Source organism: Mesorhizobium sp. DCY119, from assembly GCF_003590645.1.
Classification (GTDB): Bacteria; Pseudomonadota; Alphaproteobacteria; order Rhizobiales; family Rhizobiaceae; genus Mesorhizobium_M.
The window spans coordinates 2,240,972-2,259,067 of the sequence record NZ_CP031834.1 but is presented as its reverse complement, the minus strand read 5'-3'; the positions used below and the strand labels follow the sequence as shown (position 1 = coordinate 2,259,067).

The following is an 18,096-nucleotide window of genomic DNA, read 5'->3' as shown; positions in this document are numbered from 1 at the left end:
GCAAACCTTTATTCTCTTTTCGGAGTTTCCAGTGGCCCAAACAAAAAGACGCGTCTGGTGGGGCGACTACAAGACCACCGAATATGCCTCGATCGATCCGGAGAGGACGATCGCTGTCCTACCCGTCGCGGCGATCGAGCAGCACGGGCCTCACCTGCCGGTTTCGACGGACACCACCATCATGAACGGCATGCTGGACGCCGTCATCACGCGCCTGCCCGACGATCTCGATATCCGCATCCTGCCGGTGCAGGCAGTCGGCAAATCCAACGAGCACCTCTTTTCGCCGGGCACGCTGACCTTGCCGGCGACAACGTTGATCGAAGCCTGGACGGAACTCGGCGTCTCCATCGCGCGGGCTGGCGTGCGCAAGCTCGTCGTCGTCAATTCGCATGGCGGCAACGAGGAGATCATGGGCATCGTCACGCGCGAGCTGCGCGTGCGCTTCGACATGCTGGCGGTGAAAACGAGCTGGCAGCGTTTCGGCCGGCCGGAAGGCATGTACCCGGAACTGGAAGACCGCCAAGGCATCCATGGCGGCGATGTCGAGACCTCGCTGATGCTGCATTTCCGGCCTGATCTGGTCGACATGGGCAAGGCCGAGAATTTCGTCTCCAATGTCGCCAATGCCGAGCAGCAATTCGACCTTTTGCGCCAGACCGGCACGCATGCCTTCGCCTGGGTCGCCACCGACCTCAACAAGCACGGCGTCGTCGGCAATGCTGCGATCGCCACGGCAGAAAAGGGAAAGCTGACGGCCGAGCATCAGGCCGACGGCTTCATCCGCCTATTGCAAGACGTCAGGAAAGCAAAACTGGCCGACTGGCTGCCTTGATCAGAGGCTCAGGCCGAACGGTGTGCCTTCGAAAGCGTCAGCGCCGCGTCCGATCGCGCGGATGGCATCCACCATACGCCCCCCACGCCCGAGGATGTCGTCGGCTACTGCGATCAGCCGCGGGTTGGGCGTTGCCGAGGGCGATGCCTGCCTCAGCGTGTTCGCCAGTTCGACCTCGTCGCGATGCGGCGAGAGCGCCGACGCAACGATATAGGCCGACGCCGTCGAACGGCTGATGCCGGCAAAACAATGGATGAGCAGCGGCTGTGCGCGATCCCAGGTGCCGGCAAAATCGAGCAGGTTGCGCACGTGGTCCTCACCCGGCAAGGTCATGCCTTCCTGCGCCTCGGCGATATCGTTCATCAGCAACAGCAGATGGTTTTCCGGTGCGATCACCGCCGGACGGGTCAACGCCGTGCCGGTGTTGAGCAGCGAAACCATCCGGCTTGCGCCGATACGCGTCGCCGTCTCATCGATCTTCGACAGTGGGCAGACATAGATCATGACCGAACCTCGGTGAGTTTGCCGGCATGCCGGGCCGCCCAAGCGGCGAGTGCGTGCTCCAGACGCTGCCACTCCGCTTCGCTGCCGGGCAGGCCGATGCGGAGCGCGGAGGCGTCCCAGCTGAAATTTCGCAGCAGGATACCCTTTTCGCCCAGCGCGGTGAACATTCTCGCGGCGTGAGGTGTTTTCATGAATCGAAACAGGCTGGTACCGCCGCTGACGATCACGCCATGCCTTGCCAGCAAAGTATCGAGTCGCGCCGCTTCGTCGTTGAGCTTGTCGCGCATCGCCACCTGCCAGGAGGTGTCAGCCAGCGCCTTGATGCCATATTCCAGCGCCGGGCCAGCAACGGCCCACGGCCCCAATTCTGCATCCAGCCGGGCAACCACCGATTCGGCAGCAATCGCGAAACCCAGCCGCACGCCGGCAAGGCCAAAAAACTTGCCGAAGGAGCGCAGCACGACGAGACCGCCCTGCCCGACATCGCCATCGGCGCGCTCGGACTGCGGCCCGACATCCATGAAGGCTTCATCGACCACCAGCAGCCCGCCTTTAGCGTGCAACGCGGCGGCGAGATGAAGAAGCTTTTCGCGCGCAATCACGCGCCCATCAGGATTGTTTGGGTTGACGATGACGGCCAGGTCAGAATCGTAAAGCGCCTCGAAATCGCGAACTTCCGACACCGTATAGCCGGCAATCGCGCAGGCCCGCGCGTGCTCGGCATAGGTCGGTCCCAGCACCAGCGCCCTGCCCGGCTTCACCAGCGAGGCGACGCGTGGCAGCAATATCTGCGTGCCCGGTGCGGATGCAATATTGGCCACGGATGGCGCGCCATAGGCGCTTGCCGCAATCGCTGCCAATTCGCGCGCACGGTCCGGCTCCGGCAGCCGCGACAAGGCTGTGGCAGGGAGATCGAAAAGCGGATAGGAGTGCGGATTGATCCCGGTCGACAGGTCGATCCAGGGCAGCGGCGCTTGCGGAAACAGCGCTGCCGCCCGGCCGAGGCTGCCGCCGTGATCGGCCACCGCCGTCACCGAACTCCTGTTTTCCAGCGCCATGTTCGTCCTGCTCGCCTTCCTGTCGCTTCTCGTCGAACTGGGTCTCGGTTACCCGGATCGGCTGGTGCGCGCAATCGGCCATCCGGTGATCTGGATCGGCCAGCTCATTTCTTTCCTCGACAAGAACCTCAACCGCGCCACCCAATCCGACGCATCACGCCGCATTTGCGGCGTGGTGGCGCTGATCGTGCTGATTGCCATCCCGGCGGGCTTCGCATTTTTCCTTGAAACGCTGTTTTCGCTCTCCCCGCTCGGCATTGTCGCGTCGGCACTGCTCGCCAGCACATTGCTGGCGCAGCGCAGCCTTGCCAGCCACGTGAAAGCGGTGGCCGACGCGCTCGATCGCGGCGGCTTGCAGGCCGGCAGACGCGCCGTGTCGCAGATCGTCGGCCGCGATCCCGAACGGCTGGATGAGGCCGGCGTCAGCCGTGCCGCGATCGAAAGCCTTGCCGAAAATTTTTCCGACGGCATTGTCGCGCCCGCCTTCTGGCTCGGCATCGGCGGGCTGGCCGGCGGCGTCGCCTACAAGGCTGCCAACACTGCCGATTCGATGATCGGCCATCGCACGAAGCGGCATGAAGCTTTCGGCTGGGCTGCAGCCCGCTTCGACGACCTGATCAACCTGCCCGCCTCGCGGCTGACCGCGCTTTTGCTGGTGATTGCCGCGATGATCGTGCCCGGTGCCAGTGCTGCCAATGCCTGGCGCAGCGTCTGGCGCGATGCCTCGAAACACCGCTCGCCCAATGCCGGTTGGCCGGAAGCGGCCATGGCTGGCGCGCTCGGCCTGTCGCTCGCCGGCCCACGTGTCTATGGCGGCGTGATGGTCGAGGATGCGACGATGGGCGATGGCCGGCGCGAGGCGAATGCCGCAGACATCAGGCGCGCGCTGAGGCTTTACTGGACGGCGGATGCGTTGATGATTGTGGGGTTTGGGGTGCTGTCGCTTGGGATGTGGCTCGGATAGGGGTGCGTCCTTCGAGGCTCGCCCGTCAGAGTTTACGACACAACGGCAATGTCCTGCGGGCTCGCACCTCAGGATGAGGGAGGTGGGTGCGCTTTCACGCCAAGTTCTGAAACGCTTGTTATCTGAAGTGCTGTGATGTGAAATACTTGTTGGCAGGTGTCGGGGTGAAACAAGCTAGCGGGCCGTGGGACAACCTGGCAGGCCTTGGGTAAGACAAGCCGCCTACCTCCCTCATCCTGAGGTGCGAGCCCGCAGGGCATGGAAATTGTGCCGCAGACATCGATGGGCGAGCCTCGAAGGACGCACCGCCTAAAACTCAATCCCCTGCTGCGCCTTAACCCCCGCCGAAAAATGATGCTTCACCGAGCCCATCTCGGTCACCAGATCAGCCGCCTCGATCAGCGCCGGCTTGGCGTTGCGGCCGGTGACGACGACATGCAGGCCTTCGCGCCGGTTCTTCAGGGTCGAAACCACGCTGTCGAGGTCGAGATAATCGTAGCGCAGCGCGATGTTGAGCTCATCCAGCACGACGAGGTTGATCGACGGGTCGGCGATAAGCTCGACCGCCTTGGCCCATGCGGCTTCTGCAGCGGCGATATCGCGCTTGATGTCCTGCGTCTCCCAGGTGAAGCCCTCGCCCATCGTGTGCCAGACCATGCGGTCGCCGAAGGTGGCGAAGGCATCCTTCTCGCCGGTGTGCCAGGCGCCCTTGACGAATTGCACCACGCCGACGCGCTTGCCATAGCCGAGCATGCGCAGCGCCAGCCCGAATGCAGCCGTCGTCTTGCCCTTGCCGGGGCCGGTGTTGACGATGAGCAGTCCCTTTTCGGTAACCGTCTTCTCGGCCACCTCGGCGTCCTGCATCGCCTTGCGCTTGGCCATCTTGGCCTTGTGGCGCTCGGCTTCCTTTTCGTCGATTTCTTTCATCTCATTTCACCTGCATCGGCAGACCCGCGACCATAAAGAATACGCGGTCGGCGCGGGCGGCGATCCTTTGATTGAGCCGGCCAGCAGCATCGCGGAATTTCCGCGCGAGCGCGTTGTCCGGCACGATGCCGAGCCCGACTTCGTTGGCGACGACGAACCACGGACCGCGCGGCTTGGCCAGAACGGCCTCCAGCATTTCGCTTTCGCGTTCCAGATCATGATCGGCCAGCAAATGATTGGAAAGCCAGAGCGTCAGGCAATCGACCAGCAAAGGCTGTTCATCAGGCACATCGGCAATGGCATCGGCAAGGTCGAGCGGCGCGTCGATCGTCTGCCAGCCTTCGGCGCGGCGGGCGCGGTGCAGCGCAATGCGCTCGACCATCTCATGGTCGAAAGCCTGCGCCGTGGCGATATAGGTCCAGGGCGCAGGGAATGCGGTGGCCAACCGCTCGGCATGCGCGCTCTTTCCGGAGCGCGCACCGCCGAGCAGGAAGGTCAGCGAAGTGGCGTCAGGCAAAGCTGTCGCGCAGGCTTGTCGCCGTTCCGGTGAAGCGTCCGCGAATGACGCCGACGGCTGCACCGAGCACCACCCAGAAGATCAGGTTCGTCACGGTTACGGCGACCACGAACTGGTGATGCAGGTCCGGCGGGATCGGCGATTCGTGGCTGGCCGGCTGCGGCGCGCCGAGCAGATGCGGCGCAACGATCAGGGCCACGCCGATCAGCGAAAACACCAGCGACGAGCGGAAGGCGATCAGGCCGAGACCAGCGGCGGTGGCAACCACCGTGCCGATCCACCAGACCTGACGGGCGGCAAGATCGGCCGCAGGCATGGCCGGCAGTTCCGGCGGCAGGCCGAGGCCCGGCGCCAGCGTGAACACGGCAAAACCGGCAAAACCCCAGAAAATGCCCTGGCGCCAGTTGGCGATGCCACCGGCAAGTTCCGAAGCAGCCACCAGAACCAGCGCAAAGCCGATACCGGTGACGATGTTGGCAAGTGCTGTGAAGGCGAAGCGCTCGAAACCGTCCGCCGGCGCCCAGCCTTCTTCGTCATGCTCGTGGGCGGGTGCTGCGGCTTCAGCCGCCGGAGCTGCGGTTTGCGCACTATCGGCGGCGGCCGCAGCGTGCTCGTGGCCGCCTCCGGCGTTCTCGAAGGTTTCCGCCTTCAGGATCAGCGGAACGGTTGCATAGGTCTGCATGGCCGTCATGACGATGCCGGACAATAGCCCTGCGATCGCCGCGATGAACACGACGTTACGAAACAATGTCATGGGAGCGGTCCTTCGTTAGTGGCAGGGAAACGCCATCGAGTGGCGATAGTCGTGGCCGGCATTATGGACGACTTCCATATGCGAGAAGCCGACGAAGCCGATAACGAAGAGGCCGAGCAGACCGGCCATTGCCAACTGCATCGAGCGCGAGGCCGAACCTGCTGTTGCGCCGAGCGACGAAGAAACCGTGTTCATTTCCAAATACCTTTCACCCTCCACCCGAGGGCACCTAGAGTTTCCGACGTCGCCGGCAGGTCTCCTGGCTTGCGGGTCGGCACCCTTCCCCGCCTTCCCGAGAAAATTCTCAGTGGCATCTGGGGAGAGCTCGCCGCGCACAGTTGCGGGGGCAGCCGCGGCTTTGGGCAGATTTTGCCCGCACCGCATTCCCTATTGATTCCTCGCGGAACCGACGACAGCGGCGACTATAAGGATAAACCCGCCGCCCGGCAAACCAATTTCCCGCCCTTTTTCCTGCCGGAAAGGTCGTAATTTGACGATCGGGCAACCGTCGCCGGAATTGACAAATTTTCCGCACAGGTATCCGCTGACCCCACCGGAGGATAGCGCGATGACGGCAGGCCCAGCGGAAAGCAAAGCCTATAACGGGCTTCGAACAGCGGAGGTGACGCTGCCGTCCCGCGCCTATTGGAGCGACGCCGAATACCAGCGCGATCTCGACACGATCTGGTATCGAAACTGGATCATGGCCTGCCGCGAGGCCGATGTCACCCAGCCGCTCGCCTATCGCGTGTTCAAACTCGGCACGCAGGAAATCCTCATCATCCGCGACGAGACCGGCGTGCTGCGTGCCTTCCACAACACCTGCCGCCATCGCGGCTCGCAGCTTTGCGGCGAGAGCGAAGGCAGGCTGAAGGCTCGGCTGCTCACCTGCCCCTATCATGCCTGGTCCTATTCGCTGCGCGGCGATCTCGTGCGCGTGCCGTCGAAATCGCTGCCTGAAGGCTTCGACAAGGCCGACTACCAGCTCTATCCGGTGGCGCTGTCGGTCTGGCGTGGCTTCGTCTTCGTCAACCTGGCCGAAAATGTGCAAGGCTCGGCTGCAGATGTTTTTGACGCCGGCTCCGCCGACCTAAGCAACTGGCCGCTGGAAGACCTCGTCACCGGCCATGCGTTTCGCAAGGTGATGAACTGCAACTGGAAAATCTTTTGGGAAAACTTCAACGAGTGCCTGCATTGCCCCGGCGTCCATAAATCCCTGTCGCATCTGGTGCCGATCTATGGCCGCGGCCTGATGGCACGCCACGACGACCCGGAATGGGCGCTTCATGCCGACAATGATGCGCCCGAATATTCCGGCGGCCTGCGGGCCGGCGCCGAGACGTGGTCTGAGGACGGGCGCGTGCATGGTCCGGCTTTTCCAGACCTGACCGAGGCCGAGCGCGGCGCCGGCCAGACCTATGCCGCGCATCTGCCGTCGATGTTCGTCGTCGGCCATGTCGATTATGTCCGCACCGTGCGGCTGGTGCCGCTGGGACCGGAACAGACGGAACTGGTGGCGGAATGGCTCTTCCTGCCGGAAGCGTTGACCTCAGGCGGAACCGACCTCGAAAACATCGTCAGGTTTGGCATCCAGGTGCTGGAGGAGGACGCGGCCATTTGCGAGATCAACCAGAGAGGCCTGCATTCGTTGCGCCACGAGGCGGGCGTGCTGATGCCGGAGGAATATGAGCTTCAGCGCTTTCATCAATGGGTGCGCGGCAAGCATGCGCAGGCGCTCACATCGACTTCGGCAGAAAACGCCAGGTGATCAAGCCGCAGATGGCCGTGAAGACGCCGAGCGTGACGAACACCGCGCCAAGGCCGAAGAAGGCAAGCACAACCGAGTAGACCAGAGGCGGCAGAAGCTCCGACAGATCGAGATAGGTGCGGTAAACGGCGGTCATCTGTGGCCGCTCATAGGTGCGCACCGCGCGCATGAAAGCGGTCGAGCCGAGCGCGTCGAGCGCCACCGCAAACAGCGCGCCGAACAGCAGGAAGACGCCGGTGACGAGCGGCAATCGCTCGCCGCCAAGGCCTGCCAGCAACAGCGCCGTGCTCATGCCGAAAAAGGCAAACGTCATGATGTTTCGTGCGCCGAAGCGCCGGCCCGCCCTGCCCCAATAGATGGCAGCAAACAGAAGGGCGTTACCTGCCGAAACCAGAAGACCGCCGGCCAGTTCGCCCTGCCCCGTAACCACCATCAGGATCGGGCCGTAGACGAAGAACGTCGTCCAGAAGCAGGAGCGGCCGAAGGCGATTACCCATGCCAGCCGCAGCCGTGGCTGGGCGACAAAGCGGCCGATATTCTTGAGGGGATTGGCCGGTCGCGTCTTGCCCGGTCGGATCAGCGCATTGTCGCCGAGGCGGAAGTACCAGAAGGTTATGAGCAGCGCCGTCGCGAAGGCAACCACCACGCCATGTGTGACGAAGATTCCGTAGCGCGTGTAAAGAAAGACGCCAAGCGTCGGCCCGCCGGTCCAGGCGATCATCGATGCCGCCATGCGCAGCGATTCGGCCTGCATGATGTCCGTCTTGCGGATGTGGTCCATGATGTAGAGGTTGAGCGTGATCGCCAGCGCACTCGCCCCCATGACGCGGGCCAGCATGCCGAACATCTGCCCCGGCAGCGAATGCGTCATGAACAGCAGCGAACCGACGGCGAGCAGCACCACGCCTGTCGTGTAGATCCAGCGCCGCGAAAAACGCCCGATCAGCATCGGCATGAACAGCGTTGCCGAAAGGCCGATGAAGGCAACGAGCGTATAAAGCAGTGAGACGGTCTGCTTGTTCTGCAGGAGTTCGTAGGCCTGGATCGGAACGACGCTGGCGATCGACGCGCGCGCAAAGGACTCCAGCGCATAAAGCGTGGCAAAGGTTCGCGCGCCCGCCGGCTTTACGGCGGGAAGCCAGATCGGATGCCTTACCTGCGTGACCATTCCTGCCCCGGATCATTTGCCGGCAGATTTGCAGGCGCAATCACACCGCCGATAGCAGGAAACCGACCTGCCATCGTCGCAAAAGCCGGTTGGATATCGTCTTTTCGGCTGTGGCCTAAGAGATCGCTCGCTAACTCTAGGCGGCGTCCCATTCCGGCGAAAACCCGAAATCGCAAAGACGCGCATTGCGGCCAGTCAGCGCGGAGATCGCCGCCATCTCCTCGTCCGACAGGGCAAAGTCGAAGATGGCGATGTTTTCCGACAACCGCGCGATTTTCGTCGTCCGCGGAATGGCGACAACGCCCTCCTGCTGAACATGCCAGCGCAACACGATCTGGCCCGGCGTCCTGCCGTGACGGGCAGCGGCATCGCGGATCGCGTTTTCCGAAAACAGGTCGCCGCCGCGATAGAGCGGGCAATAGGAAACCAGCGCCATGCCGTTGTCGCGGCAAAGGCGGTAGACCTTCCGCTGGTCGAGATAGGGGTGATTCTCGACCTGATTGGCTACCAGTGGCTCGTCCGAGAGCGCGATCGCCTGCGAGAGCAATGCGGTCGGGAAATTCGACACGCCGATATGGCGCGCAAGGCCGGTGCGCTTCATGGCGTTCAGCGCCTTGATGGAGCCAGCCAGCGGAATCTTCGGGTTCGGCCAGTGGATCAGCAGCAGGTCGACCTGATCGAGGCCGAGATGCTTCAGGCTGGCCTCAGTCGAGCGCTCCAGATCTCCCGGCGCGATGTCCGTCCACCACACCTTCGTCGTCACGAAAACATCGTCGCGCGCAACGTCCGAAGCACGAAGGCCGACGCCGACATCCTTCTCGTTGCCGTAAGCGGCGGCCGTGTCGATATGGCGATAGCCGACCGACAGCGCGCGCAACACCAGTTCGGCACAGTCGTCGCCTGAAAGCGTCCACGTTCCGAGACCGAGCGCGGGAATTTGCGCGCCATTGGCGTTTACGCTGTGCATTGCATCCTCCAATTCCATTCTTTCGTCGTCATGATCCGTGCTAACGGTTGAACGATAATCAAACGAACCGCAACATCACGCATGCTTCCAGATACAGAACCGCTTCAGCAACCGAAATCCCGCCGCATCGACGCGCTCGACCTGGCGCGGGGCCTCGCCCTGATCGCCATGGCGATCTATCACTTCACCTGGGACCTCGGATTCTTCGGCTACACCGAGCCCAGCCTGACGGCCTTCGGCGGCTGGAAGCTGTTTGCGCGCTGCATCGCCTCGAGCTTCCTGTTCCTCGTCGGCGTCAGCCTTTTCCTGGCCCACGGCAATGGCATTCGCTGGAAGGGGTTTTGGCGCCGCTTTGCCATGGTGGCAGGTGCAGCTCTCGCCATCTCTGTGATCACCTACTTTGCCGTGCCGGACGATTTGATTTTCTTCGGCATATTGCATCAGATCGCGCTGGCGAGCCTGCTTGGGCTTTTGTTCCTGCGGCTGCCGACGCTGCTCACATTGGTCGCGGCGGTAGCGGTGATCGCCGCACCGAACTTCCTGCGCACACCATTCTTCGATCATCCGGCATGGTGGTGGGTCGGCATGTCGTCCGTCAATCCGCGCTCGAACGACTACGTCCCGCTGTTTCCATGGTTCGGTGCGGTCCTGCTCGGCATCGTGGCGGCAAGGCTCGCCACATCGTCCGGGCTGTTTGCGCGACTGGCGGGGGTTTCTCTCGGATCGTGGTCGAAGCCTCTAACCTTTGCCGGGCGGCACAGCCTGGCCTTCTACCTCATCCACCAGCCGGTGCTGATCGCCTGCGTCTGGCTTTTCTCGCAGGTCATGCCGGCTGACATCCCCACCAAGGAAGTTCAGTTCCGCACCTCCTGCGAACGGACCTGCCAGGACACGCGCGACGCCGAATTCTGCACGCGCTATTGCGCCTGCATGCTCGATACGCTGGAAAAGGACACTCTCGACGCGCTCTTTGCCGGCAAACAGACGCAGGAACTGCGCGACAAGGTGAATGACAGCGCCGGCTACTGCACGGCAGATACCGAAAACACGAGCCCTTAGAGCGGTTCAGCGTTTAACAGAAAGCCGAACTGCTCTAAGTCTTTGTTTTTACGCAATTCCGGACGGAAAGTTGTTACACACTTTTCCTGGAATTGCTTGAGGGAGGAGGAACGCAATGACGGACATCCACACGGCGCCGAACCGCATACCGTGGCCGCCGATCATCTATCTCGCGGCCATCGCGATCAGCATCGCGCTCGGCCTGCTCTATCCGCTGCCATGGCTGCCGTCGGGCATACTCCCCGACATATTGCTCGCCCTTGGATGGCTGGCCGTCGCCGGCACGATTGCTCTCTACGTTTCAGCCATGCGTGCCCTGAAGCAGGGCAACACGACGATCAAGCCTCATCAGGGCGCGGATCATCTTGTGACAAACGGTGCGTTCTCTTTCACCCGCAATCCGATCTATCTCGGCAACACGCTGCTGATGATCGGCGTTGGCCTGATAACCGGCATCGTCTGGTTTTTCGTGCTGGCGCTGGTGGCCGCCTTCACCACCCAGAAACTCGCCATAGAGCGCGAGGAAAAGCACCTGATGGCACGCTTCGGAAAGAAGTACCGCGATTATGCCAAGCGCGTCCGGCGCTGGATTTGAGAGACGGACGATTTTCGAATAGATTTTAAGTCGTCACGCCGAGTTCAACGAGCCGCTCGACGCAAGACTCTTCGGCATGGTCGAGTTCGGCAAGCGTCTCTTCGAGGTCGCGGCGTTTCTGGCGCAGATCCTCGCGCTTTTCCTCGATCCGCTTGATCATCAGGTTGAGCTGGCCCACTTCGCCGGGCGGCTCCTTGTACATCTGGATGATTTCGCGGATTTCGTTGATCGAGAAACCGAGCCGCTTTCCCCGCATGATCTGCTTGACCAGATGCCGGTCCGTCGGGCGGAACAGGCGCGTGCGTCCGCGGCGGACGGGCTGGATAAGCCCCTCATCCTCGTAGAACCGCAAGGTGCGCGTCGAAATATCGAACTCGCGGGTCAGTTCGGTGATCGAATAATATTCCCGCATGTCAATTCCATTCTCGCCAGAGCGTCGGACCGAAGAGTGGAAACCGGTTTGTTACAAAATCCGATGCTCCACCAACGCGACTCCACGCTGGAATCTTGGCACGGCATTTACGTAAAAGTCAATCGATCACAGACCTGTGATAAAATGATCTTCAGGTCACGCCGAACCACCAGGTCGCCAGCCCGAGAAAGGCAAAGAAGCCGACGACATCGGTAACGGTCGTCACGAACACGGCAGAGGCCACGGCCGGGTCGGCGCCGAAGCGATCCAGGAGCAGCGGGATCAGAATGCCGGCAAGGGCTGCCACGAACATGTTGATGATCATGGCGGCGGCGATGATGCCGCCGAGATTTGGGTCCTGGAACCAGGTCGCGGCGACGATGCCGATGAGGACGGCGAAGATGATGCCATTGATGAAACCAACGCCCATCTCGCGGCGGATGATGCGGCCTGCATTGTAGATATCGAGATCGCGCGTCGCCAGCGCCCTCACCGTCACGGTCATCGTCTGCGAGCCGGCATTGCCGCCCATGCCAGCCACGATCGGCATCAGCACGGCCAGCGCCACGATGCGCTCGATCGTATGGTCGAAGAGGCCGATGACGGACGCCGCCAGAAAGGCGGTAAAGAGGTTGACGAGCAGCCAGGGCACGCGCGAGCGCGAAGCGGTGAGCACGCTGTCGGAGAGCTCTTCATCGCCGACACCGCCCATGCGCAGCAGATCTTCCTCGGCTTCCTGCTGGATCACATCGACGACGTCGTCGATGGTCAGCACGCCGACGAGCCGCTCATTCTCATCGACGACGGCGGCAGACAGAAGATCGTATTGCTCGAACTCGTGCGCGGCCTCTTCCTGGTCCATGCTGGCCGGAATGGCGTGGCGCGTCTCGTGCATGACATCTTCGATCTTGACCGAGCGCTTGGAGCGCAGGATCTGGTCGAGATCGAGCGCGCCGAGGAGCTTGAAGGTCGGATCGATGACGAAGATCTGGCTGAACCTGTCGGGCAGGTTCTTGTCATCGCGCATATAGTCGATCGTCTGGCCGACGGTCCAGAACGGCGGCACCGCGACGAATTCCGTCTGCATGCGCCGGCCGGCAGATTCTTCCGGGTAGTCGAGCGAGCGGCGCAGCCTGATCCGTTCGGTGAACGGCAGTTGCGCCAGGATCTCGTCCTGATCCTCCTGGTCGAGATCTTCCAGAATGTAGACGGCATCGTCCGAATCAAGTTCCTGGACGGCCTGGGCGATCTGCGCATTGGGCAGGTTGTCGACGATATCGAGACGAATCGCTTCGTCGACCTCGGTGAGCGACGAAAAGTCGAAATCGGCGCCCATGAGATCGACAAGCGCGCGCCGTTGCTCCGGCAGCAGTGCCTCAAGAAGATCGCCAAGCTCGGACTGGTGGAGGCTTCCGACATCCTCCTTGAGCGCCAGCGTATCGCGGTCGGCAATCGCTGCGCCGACATGGGCAAGGAAAGACGCACGGATAACGCCGTCCTCGCCGTAGATATCGGCGTGGTCATGCGGCTGCGCGGTAGCGCCTGACGTGTGTTCGTCCTGGCCTTCCAAACCTGCCCCTTGCTCTGTGATTTCGGGAAATCGTCTGTGGCAGGTCTAAAGCACAATGCGCTGGAATATCAAACGAAATGCGCCGGTCCCTGCCGCAAGGCAAGAGGAGCAGACAAAGTTGGTAATATCAGGGAGAGAGTGATGGTGCGGTCGAGAAGACTCGAACTTCCACGGGTTGCCCCACAGCGACCTCAACGCTGCGCGTCTACCAATTCCGCCACGACCGCACGTCACGAAGGAGCCGGTCGGAACCGGCCAGCGGCATGTAGCAAATCGTTTCCGGCGAAACAAGTGCACTGAACCGAATATTCGGCACTTGTTTGACACTTCGATGAAAGAGCCGGATTCCGGGCAAATTCGGCTCCTTCCCTGCCCCTGCGTCATGTGGAGAACTGCATCTCTGCCGCAAATGAAGGCTTTAAAGGAAACTGGACCTTTTGCCCGTCAGCCGCCATATGATGGGGACCCGCAGCAAGGCCAACCGACCCAGCCATGACGCAACGCAGCCAGATCGAAACTTCGTTCCAAGCAGCCCCCGGTTCGCCGCCCGTCGAATGGCGAATCGAACCAGGCCTGACAGCATACGAGGACGCCCTCGCCTTCATGGAAGCGCGCGCCGCGGCGATTCGCGATGGCTCGGCTAATGAGATGGTCTGGCTGGTGGAGCACCCGCCGCTCTACACCGCGGGCACCAGCGCGCAGGCGAGCGATCTCGTCGAGCCGGACCGCTTTCCCGTCTTCAATGCTGGCCGCGGCGGCGAATACACCTATCACGGCCCAGGCCAGCGCGTGGCCTATGTCATGCTCGACCTGAAGCGCCGGCGCGAAGACGTACGCGCTTTCGTGGCAGCACTCGAGGAATGGATCATCGGCACGCTCGACCGCTTCAATGTGCGCGGCGAACGGCGCGAGGATCGCGTCGGCGTCTGGGTTGTGCGACCGGATCGCCCGGCAATGCCGGATGGCTCACCTGCCGAAGACAAGATCGCTGCGATCGGCATCCGTCTCAGACGCTGGGTCAGCTTTCATGGCATCGCCATAAATGTCGAGCCGGACCTAAGTCATTTCAGCGGTATCGTGCCGTGCGGTGTCTCGGATCACGGCGTGACCAGCCTGGTCGATCTCGGCCTGCCGGTTACGATGGCTGACCTCGATGTTGCGCTCAAATCGGCTTTCGAGACGGTATTCGGTCCGGCGGCGATTGCCGCCGAAGGTCTTCGCAAGGCCGGCTGAATTGCGAAACTGCCGGCCGCGGCAGCGCAATCAAAGTGCGCCTATCCACATCGCCATGGAAATAAGAAACGTGCTCATGCAAACCAGTGAGACGACATCCTGAACCAGATCAGTCATAACATTCTCCTGTTTCCTGTATGTCCTTAATTTGTTCTTATTTTGTTCCAAAGTCAAGCATCTACCCTGCCGCCTGATAAGACGGCAGGGCCAAGAAAGTTCCGAGGGTTAACAAAGGGTTACGGCAATCGCCTGCTCAAAGGCACGGCGAATTGCCGAAAATGGCTTCAGAACGGAACGACTTTGCCGTCCGAAAGCGTCACGCGCCGATCCATGCGCGCGGCCAATTCGTGGTTGTGGGTGGCGATCAGCGCCGCAAGTCCCGACTGCTTGACCAGCGCAGACAGCGCGTCAAACACGTAGCCTGCTGTGACGGGATCAAGATTGCCGGTTGGCTCGTCTGCCATCAGCACGAGCGGCGCATTGGCGACGGCGCGGGCAATGGCCACGCGCTGCTGCTCGCCGCCGGAAAGCTCAGCGGGCCGATGGTGGCCGCGCTTGCCGATCTGCATGTAGTCGAGCAGTTGTGCAGCACGCGCGCTCGCCTCTGCCTTGGGCAGGCCCTTCACCAGCTGCGGCATCATGATGTTTTCGAGCGCCGAAAACTCCGGCAGCAGATGATGGAACTGATAGACGAAGCCGATGTCATTGCGGCGTATGGCGGTGCGGTCATCGTCGGAGAGACGGCCGCAGGCGCGACCGCTGAGGATCACGTCACCGGCGTCCGGCCGTTCCAGCAGACCCGCCGTATGCAGCAGCGTGGACTTGCCCGCGCCCGACGGCGCCACCAGCGCCACCATCTCGCCGCGCTTCAGCGAAAAGTTCACGCCGTTGAGGATAGTCAGCTTGCGCGAGCCCTGAACATAGTGCCGCTCGACGCCCTTCAATTCGATAATCACGTTGCCTGCCATCATTCGTACCGCAGCGCCTCGACCGGATCGAGCTTGGCCGCGCGCCATGCCGGAAACAGCGTCGCCAGGAACGACAGCACAAGCGCCATCACCACGACCGTCGCCGTCTCGTCGAAATTCATCTTGGCCGGCAGCTTGCTGAGGAAATAGAGCTCCGGATTGAACAGCACCGTGCCGGAAATCCACGAGAAGAACTGGCGGATCGATTCGACGTTGAGACAGACGATGATGCCGAGAATGACGCCGGCAATGGTGCCGGTCACGCCGATCGCCGCCCCCGTCATCAGGAAGATGCGCATGACCGCGCCGCGCGTCGCGCCCATGGTTCGCAGGATGGCGATATCGCGGCCCTTGTCCTTCACCAGCATGATCAGGCCGGAAATGATGTTCAGCGCGGCCACGAGAACGATCAGCGTCAGGATCATGAACATGACGTTGCGCTCGACCTGCAGTGCTGAAAAGAACGTCTCGTTGCGCTGGCGCCAATCGGAAATGAACACCGGCCTCTGCGCCGCCTCTTCCACCGCCGGCTTCAAGGTGTCGACGTTGTCGGGGTTGTCGACGAAGACCTCGATCGTCTGGGCTCGGTTTTCCAGATTGAAATAAAGCTGCGCTTCGGTAAGCGGCATGTAGACGATCGACGTGTCATATTCCGACATGCCGACCTCGAATATCGCGACGATCGGATATGCCTTCGTGCGCGGCGTCGTTCCCATCGGCGTAATGTCGCCGTCGGGAGAGATGAGCGTGATGGAATCGCCCAGCGCCAGCCCCATATTGTCAGCCATGCGCTGGCCGATCGCCACGCCCTCGCTGGTGTCGAAGCCGACGAGCGAGCCCTGCTTGATGTTGTTGGCGACGAGCGAAATCTTGCCGAGGTCCTCGCCGCGTATGCCGCGCACCAGCGCGCCGGTTCCGGCACCGACCTCGCCTTGCGCCAGAACCTGGCCGTCGATCAGCGGGATGGCGTATTTCACCCCGGCAACGCCGTTTATACGGCCGGCAACGGCCGCATAGTCGTCCAGCGGCGTATCGATCGGCTGAACGATGAGATGGCCATTTATGCCAAGGATGCGGCTGAGCAGCTCAGCGCGGAAGCCGTTCATCACCGCCATGACGACGATAAGCGTCGCAACGCCGAGCATGATGCCGAAGAACGAGATCGAAGCGATGACCGAGATCACCGTCTCCTTGCGGCGCGAACGCAGGTAGCGCCACGCGACCATGCGTTCGAAGACCGAGAAAGGCCCGGCGCCCGCCGGCTTGGCCGCGACTTTGCTCATCCGGCGATCCCGAAGCGTTTCGTGGCCTCTGCGATCGGCAGCGTCTCGCGCTCGCCGGTGCGGCGGTTCTTGATCTCGACCTCGCCGGCGGCAACGCCGCGCGGGCCGACGATCAGCTGCCACGGCAGGCCGATCAGGTCGGCGGTGGCGAACTTGCCGCCCGGCCGCTGGTCAGTGTCGTCGTAGAGCACGTCCTTGCCCGCAGCCGTGAGAGCCGCATAAAGCTCTTCGGACACGCGGTCGCATTCGGCGTCGCCGACCTTCATGTTGATCAGGCCGATATCGAAGGGCGCGACCGATTCAGGCCAGATGATGCCGGCTTCGTCATGCGAAGCCTCGATGATCGCGGCAATCAAGCGGCTCGGGCCGATGCCGTAGGAACCCATGGAGACGAAGTGGTCCTTGCCGTCGGGGCCGGTGACTTTGGCGCCCATCGGCTTCGAATATTTCTCGCCGAAATGGAAGATGTGGCCGACCTCGATGCCGCGCGCCGAAAGCCGCTCGCTTTCGCCGATCGCATCCCACGCGGCTTCGTCGTGCATTTCGTCAGTCGCCGCATAGGGCGTCGTCCACTGCTTGACGATGCCGCCGATCTCGCCGTCATTGGAGAAATCGGTGTCTTCGCCGGGCACCGGCAGCTCGAGGAAGTCACGATGGCAGAAGACCTGGCTTTCGCCGGTGTCGGCCAGGATGATGAATTCGTGTGAGAGATCGCCGCCGATCGGGCCGGTGTCGGCGCGCATCGGAATGGCTTTCAGGCCCAGGCGCGTGAAGGTGCGCAGGTAGGAAACGAACATGCGGTTGTAGGCCGCCTTCGCGCCCTCGAAATCGAGGTCGAAGGAATAGGCGTCCTTCATCAGGAACTCTCGGCTGCGCATGACGCCGAAGCGCGGGCGCCGCTCGTCGCGGAACTTCCACTGGATATGGTAGAGGTTCAGCGGCAGGTCCTTGTAGGTCCTGACGTAGGACCGGAAAATCTCGGTGACCATCTCCTCGTTGGTCGGGCCGAACAGCATGTCGCGCTTGTTGCGGTCCTTGATGCGCAGCATCTCGTCGCCATAATCGTCATAGCGCCCGCTTTCGCGCCACAGGTCGGCCGACTGGATGGTCGGCATCAGGATTTCCAGCGCGCCGGCGCGGTTCTGTTCTTCGCGGATGATGCGGCAGATCTTGTCGAGAACCAGCTTGCCCAGTGGCAGCCAAGAAAAGCTGCCCGCAGCCTGCTGCCGGATCATGCCGGCACGCAGCATCAGCCGATGCGAGACGATTTCGGCCTCGCGGGGATTCTCTTTAAGGATGGGCAGGAAATAGCGCGATAGCCGCATGTAGAAGTCCATAAAAGAAAGAGAAGCAGATCAATGCCGGAATCGGCACCGACGCAGTGTTGCCTGCCTGCGCTTCATAGCCATTTCATGGCGGAATTGAAACCCGGACCTCCCGCCGCACCTTCGCAAAACCGGCCTGACGGCTTTTCGAGCAAAGGCTGCGCGTTTATTGTGCAGTGCAGCACATGT

The 18,096-nt window shown here is 62.1% G+C and carries 19 protein-coding genes, 1 tRNA gene and 1 riboswitch; of the genes, 6 read left to right on the top strand and 14 right to left on the bottom strand.

What is annotated here, in order from left to right; all coding sequences use genetic code 11:
- The first annotated feature begins 31 nt into the window (after positions 1-31).
- Positions 32-835, top strand: a complete 804-nt coding sequence (locus tag DZG07_RS10925; protein WP_119816892.1) for a creatininase family protein — start codon at positions 32-34, stop codon at positions 833-835.
- Here the strand turns inward: DZG07_RS10925 and DZG07_RS10920 are convergent, their stop codons facing one another.
- A complete protein-coding gene (locus tag DZG07_RS10920) occupies positions 836-1,339 on the bottom strand; it encodes a tyrosine phosphatase family protein (protein WP_119816889.1) in 504 nt (167 codons plus the stop codon).
- Positions 1,336-2,397: a threonine-phosphate decarboxylase CobD gene (cobD, locus tag DZG07_RS10915; protein ID WP_119816886.1), complete on the bottom strand. Its 1,062-nt coding sequence runs from the start codon at positions 2,395-2,397 to the stop codon at positions 1,336-1,338. Before cobD ends, DZG07_RS10920 begins: the two co-directional genes overlap by 4 nt.
- Here cobD and cbiB point away from each other — a divergent pair.
- Complete coding sequence (gene cbiB, locus DZG07_RS10910) at positions 2,396-3,361, top strand: adenosylcobinamide-phosphate synthase CbiB (RefSeq protein ID WP_119816883.1); 966 nt, start codon at positions 2,396-2,398, stop codon at positions 3,359-3,361. The two genes, cobD and cbiB, sit on opposite strands and share 2 nt — an antisense overlap.
- Positions 3,362-3,670: 309 nt before the next feature.
- On the opposite strand, the gene cobO is transcribed toward cbiB, so the two are convergent.
- The 4 genes from cobO to DZG07_RS10890 are packed head-to-tail and all read right to left on the bottom strand — an operon-like array spanning position 3,671 to position 5,754.
- Positions 3,671-4,288 carry a cob(I)yrinic acid a,c-diamide adenosyltransferase gene (cobO, locus tag DZG07_RS10905; protein WP_119816880.1) on the bottom strand — a complete coding sequence of 206 codons (618 nt, stop codon included), beginning with the start codon at positions 4,286-4,288 and terminating at the stop codon, positions 3,671-3,673.
- A 1-nt stretch (position 4,289) separates the two neighbouring features.
- The gene (gene cobU, locus DZG07_RS10900) at positions 4,290-4,805 is read right to left on the bottom strand and encodes a bifunctional adenosylcobinamide kinase/adenosylcobinamide-phosphate guanylyltransferase (RefSeq protein WP_119816877.1); all 516 of its coding nucleotides are present in this window, start codon (positions 4,803-4,805) and stop codon (positions 4,290-4,292) included.
- A complete protein-coding gene (locus DZG07_RS10895; protein WP_119816874.1) occupies positions 4,798-5,559 on the bottom strand; it encodes a CbtA family protein in 762 nt (253 codons plus the stop codon). The genes cobU and DZG07_RS10895 overlap by 8 nt, the downstream gene beginning before the upstream one ends.
- Before the next feature lie 15 nt (positions 5,560-5,574).
- Entirely contained in the window at positions 5,575-5,754 is a 180-nt protein-coding gene (locus DZG07_RS10890; RefSeq protein WP_119816871.1) for a CbtB-domain containing protein, read from the bottom strand.
- A 36-nt stretch (positions 5,755-5,790) separates the two neighbouring features.
- A riboswitch (cobalamin riboswitch) is annotated at positions 5,791-5,985 on the bottom strand.
- A gap of 142 nt (positions 5,986-6,127) precedes the next feature.
- Here DZG07_RS10890 and DZG07_RS10885 point away from each other — a divergent pair.
- Positions 6,128-7,327 (top strand): aromatic ring-hydroxylating dioxygenase subunit alpha, encoded by a 1,200-nt coding sequence (locus DZG07_RS10885; RefSeq protein WP_119816868.1) that lies wholly within the window; start codon positions 6,128-6,130, stop codon positions 7,325-7,327.
- On the opposite strand, the gene DZG07_RS10880 is transcribed toward DZG07_RS10885, so the two are convergent.
- Entirely contained in the window at positions 7,296-8,495 is a 1,200-nt protein-coding gene (locus DZG07_RS10880) for an MFS transporter (RefSeq protein WP_119816866.1), read from the bottom strand. The two genes, DZG07_RS10885 and DZG07_RS10880, sit on opposite strands and share 32 nt — an antisense overlap.
- 136 nt (positions 8,496-8,631) lie before the next feature.
- On the bottom strand, positions 8,632-9,462 hold the full coding sequence (locus DZG07_RS10875; RefSeq protein WP_119816863.1) for an aldo/keto reductase: 831 nt from the start codon (positions 9,460-9,462) through the stop codon (positions 8,632-8,634).
- An 81-nt stretch (positions 9,463-9,543) separates the two neighbouring features.
- Here DZG07_RS10875 and DZG07_RS10870 point away from each other — a divergent pair, with 81 nt between their 5' ends.
- Positions 9,544-10,521 carry a DUF1624 domain-containing protein gene (locus tag DZG07_RS10870; protein ID WP_119816861.1) on the top strand — a complete coding sequence of 326 codons (978 nt, stop codon included), beginning with the start codon at positions 9,544-9,546 and terminating at the stop codon, positions 10,519-10,521.
- Between the two features lie 115 nt (positions 10,522-10,636).
- On the top strand, positions 10,637-11,116 hold the full coding sequence (locus DZG07_RS10865; RefSeq protein ID WP_119816858.1) for an isoprenylcysteine carboxylmethyltransferase family protein: 480 nt from the start codon (positions 10,637-10,639) through the stop codon (positions 11,114-11,116).
- A 25-nt stretch (positions 11,117-11,141) separates the two neighbouring features.
- Here DZG07_RS10865 and DZG07_RS10860 read toward each other — a convergent pair whose 3' ends face one another.
- From DZG07_RS10860 to DZG07_RS10850, 3 genes are all read right to left on the bottom strand, one after another.
- Positions 11,142-11,528, bottom strand: coding sequence for a MerR family DNA-binding transcriptional regulator (locus DZG07_RS10860; RefSeq protein WP_091914957.1), 387 nt, complete (start codon positions 11,526-11,528; stop codon positions 11,142-11,144).
- Between the two features lie 151 nt (positions 11,529-11,679).
- Positions 11,680-13,098 carry a magnesium transporter gene (mgtE, locus tag DZG07_RS10855; RefSeq protein ID WP_091914955.1) on the bottom strand — a complete coding sequence of 473 codons (1,419 nt, stop codon included), beginning with the start codon at positions 13,096-13,098 and terminating at the stop codon, positions 11,680-11,682.
- 142 nt (positions 13,099-13,240) lie between these two features.
- Positions 13,241-13,325 (bottom strand) — tRNA-Leu (locus DZG07_RS10850).
- A 265-nt stretch (positions 13,326-13,590) separates the two neighbouring features.
- Here DZG07_RS10850 and lipB point away from each other — a divergent pair.
- A complete protein-coding gene (gene lipB / locus DZG07_RS10845; protein ID WP_119816855.1) occupies positions 13,591-14,331 on the top strand; it encodes a lipoyl(octanoyl) transferase LipB in 741 nt (246 codons plus the stop codon).
- 284 nt (positions 14,332-14,615) lie between these two features.
- Here lipB and DZG07_RS10840 read toward each other — a convergent pair whose 3' ends face one another.
- The 3 genes from DZG07_RS10840 to proS are packed head-to-tail and all read right to left on the bottom strand — an operon-like array spanning position 14,616 to position 17,907.
- Positions 14,616-15,299, bottom strand: coding sequence for an ABC transporter ATP-binding protein (locus tag DZG07_RS10840; protein WP_119821619.1), 684 nt, complete (start codon positions 15,297-15,299; stop codon positions 14,616-14,618).
- A complete protein-coding gene (locus DZG07_RS10835; protein WP_119816852.1) occupies positions 15,299-16,582 on the bottom strand; it encodes a lipoprotein-releasing ABC transporter permease subunit in 1,284 nt (427 codons plus the stop codon). Before DZG07_RS10835 ends, DZG07_RS10840 begins: the two co-directional genes overlap by 1 nt.
- Positions 16,579-17,907 (bottom strand): proline--tRNA ligase, encoded by a 1,329-nt coding sequence (proS, locus tag DZG07_RS10830; RefSeq protein ID WP_119821617.1) that lies wholly within the window; start codon positions 17,905-17,907, stop codon positions 16,579-16,581. The genes DZG07_RS10835 and proS overlap by 4 nt, the downstream gene beginning before the upstream one ends.
- Positions 17,908-18,096: the final 189 nt, after the last annotated feature.